Raw genomic sequence first — 6,854 nt, forward strand, 5'->3', positions numbered from 1 at the left:
TAAATAGATAAACAAAGGGCAACCAGCATGATATGACAGCTACTAGCTCTGCATATCGTCCTAAGATGCGAGGACCGTTTATAGCGATTTTATAAGCGGGTATTAACAGCAGAATCATGAGTATGTAGGACTGTGTGTTTGGCAGGAGCCAAATTTTAATAATCAGGATGGTGCGCACAAGACCGTCATACATAAGGGTAAGGAAAAAAAAGGCCAACAATAGGGTAAATCCTTTGGCAAGCCATTTCCCCATCATTGCAGGCAGCGCATCAATTAATGTTTGATCAGAACAATGTCTCATCACCATAATAATGATATACCCGCATAGAAGACTGATGACATAACCAATTAGAATGGAAATCCAGCCATCCGTTCCTGCTATTTCTGCTAATTTCCTCGGCAAGGAAAGGACGGCAACACTAATCTGAATACCGGAAATAATAAAAATAAATTGCATCGAAGTTATCGTATTACCTTCGGTGTTCGTCAATATGCTCAATCCTCCTTCCGAGTGTTTGTTTGACGTTTTTCTTGAAGCGGGAGCGCGTTTTTTGGTCTCTTTTCCATCAGCCATAATGGTGCTCGAATTAGGGTGTCCTTCAAATCTGAGAAGCGGAGCGGAGCCAGTGGGCTTCCATATGGCATGCCTAGCGATTTAAGCGTTAATAAATGAGCGATCATCGTCATCAAACCAATAATGATCCCAACAAACCCAAACAGTGAAGATAAAATCATGAGCATGAAACGGATTAAACGAACGGCTGCAACCATATCGTAGTTTGGCAAAATAAATGAAGAAATGGCTGTAAATGCTACAACGATAACCATAACATTGCTTATTAAGCCAGCTTGAACGACAGCTTGTCCAATCACAATACCTCCAACGATGCCAACAGTTTGGCCAACGGGGGCAGGCAGCCGGACGCCAGCTTCACGGAGCATTTCCAATGTGATTTCCATTATAATGGCCTCCACAAAAGGTGGAAACGGTACTTGTCCACGTGATTCACCTAGGGTGAGCAGCAGCTTCATTGGAATGATCTCGATATGGAAGGAAACAACTGCGATATAAAAGGCAGGCAAAAATGTAGCTGTAATAAATGCAAACATTCGCAGCAGCCTCAAAAAGGTTGCAATGGACCAACGAGTACTATAATCGTCGATACTTTGGAAATAAGAGTAGAAGCTGACTGGAGCAACGAGTACGCTTGGCGAGCGATCAACGACAACGACACATCTTCCTTGCAAAATTTGCGATGCTGCAGAATCTGGCCGCTCAGTAAGAACGAATTGCGGGAAGAGTGAGTAGGGATTATCCTCGATCAGCTCTGCCAGCTCTCCCGTGTTTAAAATGACATCTACGTCAATCTTTTGAATGCGATCCTTAAGATCGTTTAACAATTGAGGATTCATTACATCCTCCAGGTAAATAATCGTTACGGAGGTCTGGCCGCGCCGGCCGACAATCAGCCGTTTCATTTTTAATTCGCGATTCGGGATATAACGTCTGATCATAGCGATATTTTGGCCGCTGGTTTCGACAAAGCCTTGATGGGCGCCTTTTAAGGAGGCTTCCATTTGTGGATCTTCGATTGCCCGCTGCGGCCAGCCGCTTGTGCCAAGCACATAGGCTGTCTCTCTGCCGCTCACGAATAATATGGATTTACCGTGCAGTATTGCGATCTCAATTTGGTACCAATCCGTTTCGGGTACGATTTGTCCAATGGTCATCATTAACTCATCACCGGGTTTTCCCCCGCTCGAATCTAGCTGCAAGGGACGAAGGACGTCGCTATTAATTGCTGCTCCATCTGTCAGCCCATCGATGTAGATGAGCGCTGCTTGCTCAGTTGTTTGCTTGATCGTTAGATTCCTTATGACTAAATCGCTTGTATCCGAAAAAATCTCTTTTATACGTTCTATATTTACTTTCAGGTCTGAGCTGATAGGTTCTGTTTGATCCATTGTTTGCGTCCTCCCATCCCCGCTGCCGTCTTGATTGATACACCTATTTTGCCACGGTTTACCATAGCTATACGCATGCAAAATAAATACCCCCTTGCGAAAGAGCAAGGGGGCATAATTGATGTTATATGTTATTTTGCTTTACTGACGGCCTATGAGCCTGATTTAAACAACGTTGCAATCGAGCCGCCTTCGGTAATGATTTTAATGGCGGTTGCAAGGAGCGGGGACATCGGCAGTACGACAAATTTACTCGAATGCTCTTGACAGATACTGATCGTATCTGTAATAACGACCTCACGGATGTTCGGATGATCCAGCTTCTCAAGCGCATTGGCTGAGAACAGTCCATGTGTTGCGCATATGTAGGAATCATGCGCGCCTTTTTTCTTAAGCGCCTCTACGACGTTTACAATTGTGCTGCCTGTATCAATTAAGTCTTCAATAATAATTGGTGTCATGTCTTCAACATCACCGATGATATGCGTGATTTCAGACTGATTATGAGCGGGACGATTTTTGATCATGATCGCAAATGGACAGTCAAGCAAGCCGGCAAGTTTCTCGGCTGTTGTAGCTCGGCCCGCATCTGGCGATACGACAACAGGGTTTTTGATGTTTTTGCTTCGCAAATAATCAATGATCAAATCAAGCGCCGTTAAATGATCGACTGGAATATCGAAGAAGCCTTGAATCGGATCAGCATGCAAATCGACGGTAATGATTCGGTTTGCTCCAACARTAGTCAATACATCGGCTACCATCTTAGCGGAGATGGGCTCCCGCGGTGCCGATTTTCTTTCCTGACGTGCATAACCATAATATGGCATAACGATATTAATGGTTTTCGCTGATGCTCGTTTGGCAGCGTCTATCATGACGAGTGTTTCGATTAAATGCTCATTAACGGGATGGGAAAGTGATTGGACGATGAATACGTCACAAGTACGAATAGGTTCTCCGTATGAAACATGAATCTCACCGCTTTGATGCCTTGATATTGCAACATTGCCTAGCGGGAGCTCAAGTTCTTTACATAACTCCTCAGCCAACTTCTGGTTCGAAGTGCCGGAGAAAATTTTAATCTTTTGCATGTGATCCTCCTAAATGGTAGCTACAAGATGCTACGTTAAACGACATTATTAGCTCAATCATAACAAACAAAACAAAAGAGGACAAATATTTGATGAAACGACTTTTCTATTGGAACAAATAAGGAAAGGTGATAAAGTGGAGCGAGGAAAAAGTGCCACAGAAGGAGATGCCCTACTTGCTTGCTCAGAAAAAAATCCAAACTCAAAATCAATCCACTGGCATTAAACGGCTTTGGCTGATCCTCTTGCTTGGATCGCTCTCCGCGTTTGGGTCGTTGTCCCTTGACATGTATTTGCCGGCGCTGCCGCAGCTAACGGATGATTTCGTTACAAGCTCGTCTCTTGTTCGGCATCAGCTGGCGGAATATTGCTTATCATGATATTAATTGACGCGCCGCTCGCTGCGATTCTTGTGCCATTGTTTTTTGTTGTAGCAAGCGTTGGTATTATTTCGACGACTGGCTTCTCCTTAGCGATGCAAAAGCATGGCTATGCTGCGGGCAGTGCATCTGCATTGCTCGGGTTATTATCCTTTACATTTGGGGGCATGATTTCACCGCTCGTTGGTCTTGGCGGCAGCGCAAATGCTCTCCCTATGGGAATTTGGATAGCCATTGCAGAGCTAGGTGCTGTAGCCTGTTATATTCTTTTGATCAAAAAGCCGTTTCGAAAGCGCTAATCCAAAGAGCCTGCCATCCAGCTTAAGCAGTGCAAGCTGCTTTGGATAGGCTCTTTTTTTTGCTGTTCAGGTAGGTGTATAATGTGTGCTTAGAAGGAAGTGGAAGCATGTCCAGAGAAAAAAGAGCTTATGAGCTGGTCGCATTGAAGGAGATAGCAGAGACACTTAACAGCACAAACGACATGGATCAAATGCTGAATGATGTGCTTGCCAAGTTGCTGCAGGTTACAGGTTTTACTACGGGCTGGATATTTATGATTGACAATAAAAGTGAAAATCTTTGCGTGGCTACACATAATTTGCCTCAAGGTTTAGCGGCAAACAATCAGGCGGTCATGTGCGGCGAGGTTTGCTGGTGCATTGAAAGCTTTAAGCAAAACAAGCTGGATCAAGCGGTAAATATTATAGAATGCTCAAGAATTACATATGCCATCACGAACAAGCTTGGTGATAATGAGGGTGTTACTCATCATGCGACGGTTCCGCTAAGAGCAGGAACGGATCAATTCGGCTTGTTAAATGTTGCTGAAGCTGGCAAGGATCGTTTTACTGAGGAGGAGCTTGCACTTCTGCAAGCCGTTGCTTATCAGATCGGAACGGCAATTAAGCGAATCCGCCTGTATCAGGTGCAGGAGCAGCATGCGATTCATTATGCGAAGCTTGGTGATGTTATTCAGAAAATAAACGCCATACAAGATATAAATCATCTGCCACTGCAAGCAGTGAGCCATAYAGGCGATACGTTCAACTGGCAGCATGTATCGTTATTTATGTATGAACAAGAGCAATTATCGCTTCGCGCACATTATACAGACAATCACGTCCGAAAAGAGTGGCTTTCGCTTGCCATCGATCAAGGCGGGATGGTTAGCAAAGCGTTTCATGAGAATCGTCTAGTCAAACAGTCCGAATGCGACAGCAATTCCTGCTCGTCCTTATCATCGATAGGGATACCACCGTTCTCATCAGCAGTCGCAATACCGCTTCGCATTCGCAGCCGCCCGATTGGTGTTCTGTTTGTAAGCAGTCAGTTAGGCAAGCAGTTTGATGATTACTTAGAGGACTTCATGTATTCGCTTGGGGATCATTTCACGTTAAGCGTAGAAAATTTGCGGGTATATGAGCAGCGGCGCGAGCTCGCGCGCATGGAAGAGCGAAATCGAATGGCTAGAGATTTGCATGATTCGGTTATTCAAAAGGTTTTCTCTTTATCCTTTCTAGCGAAGGGCGCCGAGACGGTGCTGGCAGGCAAAGAACCTGTCGTGGAACGATCGTTGCAAGAAATAAGACAGCTGTCACAGGAAGCGCTGAAGGAAATGAGAACGCTGATATGGCAGCTGCGGCCGGCAGGTCTTGAGCATGGGCTAATTACTGCGCTTAAGCAATATGGCAAGAGCATGGATTTAACCGTGTATGAGAAGGTGGAGGGCGTTCGCGAGCTTCCGCGTGCGATTGAAGAAGCCCTTTGGAGAATCGGGCAAGAGGCGCTTAATAATGTAAGGAAACATGCAGATACGAATACCGTTTATGTGCGGCTCATCAAAACAGAGTCTCGCGCCTGCTTGGAAATTTTGGATCGAGGCCGCGGTTTTTCGCAAGAGAAGCGTAAAGGAAAACTGACCATGGGTATGCTAACGATGCGGGAACGTGCAGAAACGCTTGGCGGAGAGCTAACGATAACGGGCGGAAAAGGGCAACCTACAATGGTAACTGCTGTTATACCAATTGCAACGGAAATGGAAATGTGGGAAGAGGAATGAGGAACTGTTTTGACGATAAAAATATTGCTCGTAGATGATCATCAAATTGTGTTGAAGGGAATTTCTTTTTTTCTAAGCATGCAGCCTGATTTTGAGCTGGTGGGTGAAGCGAATAACGGCAAGGAAGCGGTAGAAAAAGCTGCTGAACTAAAGCCTGATATCATACTGATGGATCTGAACATGCCGATTATGGACGGGATCGAAGCGAGCAATTTAATCGCTAGGCAAAATCCGGATATTAAAGTGCTTGTGCTCACCAGTTTCTCGGATCGGAGTCATATCGTCCCTGCTCTACAATCCGGAGCTGCTGGGTATATGCTGAAGGATGTAGAACCTGATCAGCTTGCAGAAGCGATTCGCAGCGCCTATAAAGGGAATATTCAGCTGCATCCGGATATAGCGAGTGCGTTACTCGCTCAAGTATCGCCGCAGATTAGTTCGGTGAAAGGGCTGCCTATTCGTGAGTTAAGTGAAATATTGACTCCGAGAGAGCTGGAGGTGCTGCAATTGCTTACCAAAGGAATGAGCAACAAAGATATCGCTCACTCGCTCACTGTAGCGGAGAAAACAGTCAAAACGCATGTGAGCAGCATTTTAAGCAAATTGGATTTAACGGACCGAACACAAGCTGCGTTATACGCGGTGCAGTTAATGCGAGAACCTGAATAACACGCTGACGTAAGACTATAGTCGTAAGACTAGCTCTCCGCCTTTGGCGGTTTTTTTATGTCGATTTTTCGGTCTATTTACCGATGATTGTTGCTCTAAAACTATATACAATTAAGGTACTTACAAAAAGTAAACAAACATCTTGGAGGGAAATATATAATGAGTACAGTATTATTTATTAAAGCAAACGATCGCGGAATCGAACAAGCAGTCAGCGTTAAGCTATATCAATCTTTTCTAGACAGCTTTAAAGCTAGCCATCCAGAAGACACAGTGGTTGAGCTTGATTTGTTCAATGAAAACTTGCCTTACATGAACGCTGATATGATTAACGGTAACTTCAAAGCAGCTCGCGGTTATGACCTTACACCTGAAGAGCAAGCAGCTGTTGCTGTTTCGGACAAATATATGAATCAATTTCTTGCGGCGGATAAAGTGGTATTTGCATTCCCGCTTTGGAACTTCACTGTTCCTGCAGTATTGCACACTTATATCGACTACCTTTCACAAGCTGGCAAAACGTTCAAATATACAGCTGAAGGCCCAGTTGGTCTGATCACTGATAAAAAAGTCGTATTGCTTACTGCTCGCGGCGGCATTTATTCCGAAGGCCCTGCAGCTTCGGTTGAAATGGCACATAACTTTATCCGCACAGTAATGGGCTTCTACGGTGTGACTAACCTAGAG

The 6,854-nt window shown here is 44.8% G+C and carries 7 protein-coding genes and 1 pseudogene; 5 read left to right on the plus strand and 3 right to left on the minus strand.

The window, feature by feature from the left end; genetic code table 11:
- The 3 genes from AC1DSE_RS27100 to AC1DSE_RS27110 all read right to left on the minus strand — a co-directional run.
- A partial coding sequence (locus AC1DSE_RS27100) for a GerAB/ArcD/ProY family transporter (protein WP_477528485.1) occupies positions 1–490 on the minus strand: 490 nt, incomplete at its 3' end.
- 5 nt (positions 491–495) lie between these two features.
- Positions 496–1,965 carry a spore germination protein gene (locus tag AC1DSE_RS27105; RefSeq protein ID WP_477511723.1) on the minus strand — a complete coding sequence of 490 codons (1,470 nt, stop codon included), beginning with the start codon at positions 1,963–1,965 and terminating at the stop codon, positions 496–498.
- A 152-nt stretch (positions 1,966–2,117) separates the two neighbouring features.
- Positions 2,118–3,059 (minus strand): ribose-phosphate diphosphokinase, encoded by a 942-nt coding sequence (locus AC1DSE_RS27110; RefSeq protein WP_477528486.1) that lies wholly within the window; start codon positions 3,057–3,059, stop codon positions 2,118–2,120.
- A 152-nt stretch (positions 3,060–3,211) separates the two neighbouring features.
- Here AC1DSE_RS27110 and AC1DSE_RS27115 point away from each other — a divergent pair, with 152 nt between their 5' ends.
- From AC1DSE_RS27115 to AC1DSE_RS27135, 5 genes and pseudogenes are all read left to right on the plus strand, one after another.
- Positions 3,212–3,439, plus strand: a complete 228-nt coding sequence (locus AC1DSE_RS27115; protein WP_477511725.1) for a hypothetical protein — start codon at positions 3,212–3,214, stop codon at positions 3,437–3,439.
- Positions 3,409–3,738 (plus strand): annotated as a pseudogene (locus AC1DSE_RS27120) (MFS transporter); the annotation flags it as partial. The gene AC1DSE_RS27115 and the pseudogene AC1DSE_RS27120, both read left to right, overlap by 31 nt.
- Positions 3,739–3,845: 107 nt before the next feature.
- Complete coding sequence (locus AC1DSE_RS27125) at positions 3,846–5,498, plus strand: GAF domain-containing sensor histidine kinase (RefSeq protein WP_477528487.1); 1,653 nt, start codon at positions 3,846–3,848, stop codon at positions 5,496–5,498.
- Positions 5,499–5,507: 9 nt separating this feature from the next.
- On the plus strand, positions 5,508–6,167 hold the full coding sequence (locus tag AC1DSE_RS27130) for a response regulator (RefSeq protein ID WP_441881687.1): 660 nt from the start codon (positions 5,508–5,510) through the stop codon (positions 6,165–6,167).
- A 159-nt stretch (positions 6,168–6,326) separates the two neighbouring features.
- Positions 6,327–6,854, plus strand: a 528-nt coding sequence (locus AC1DSE_RS27135; protein WP_477528488.1) for an FMN-dependent NADH-azoreductase, incomplete at its 3' end; no start/stop codon positions are given.

Source organism: Paenibacillus sp. 01L418 (genome assembly GCF_056400045.1).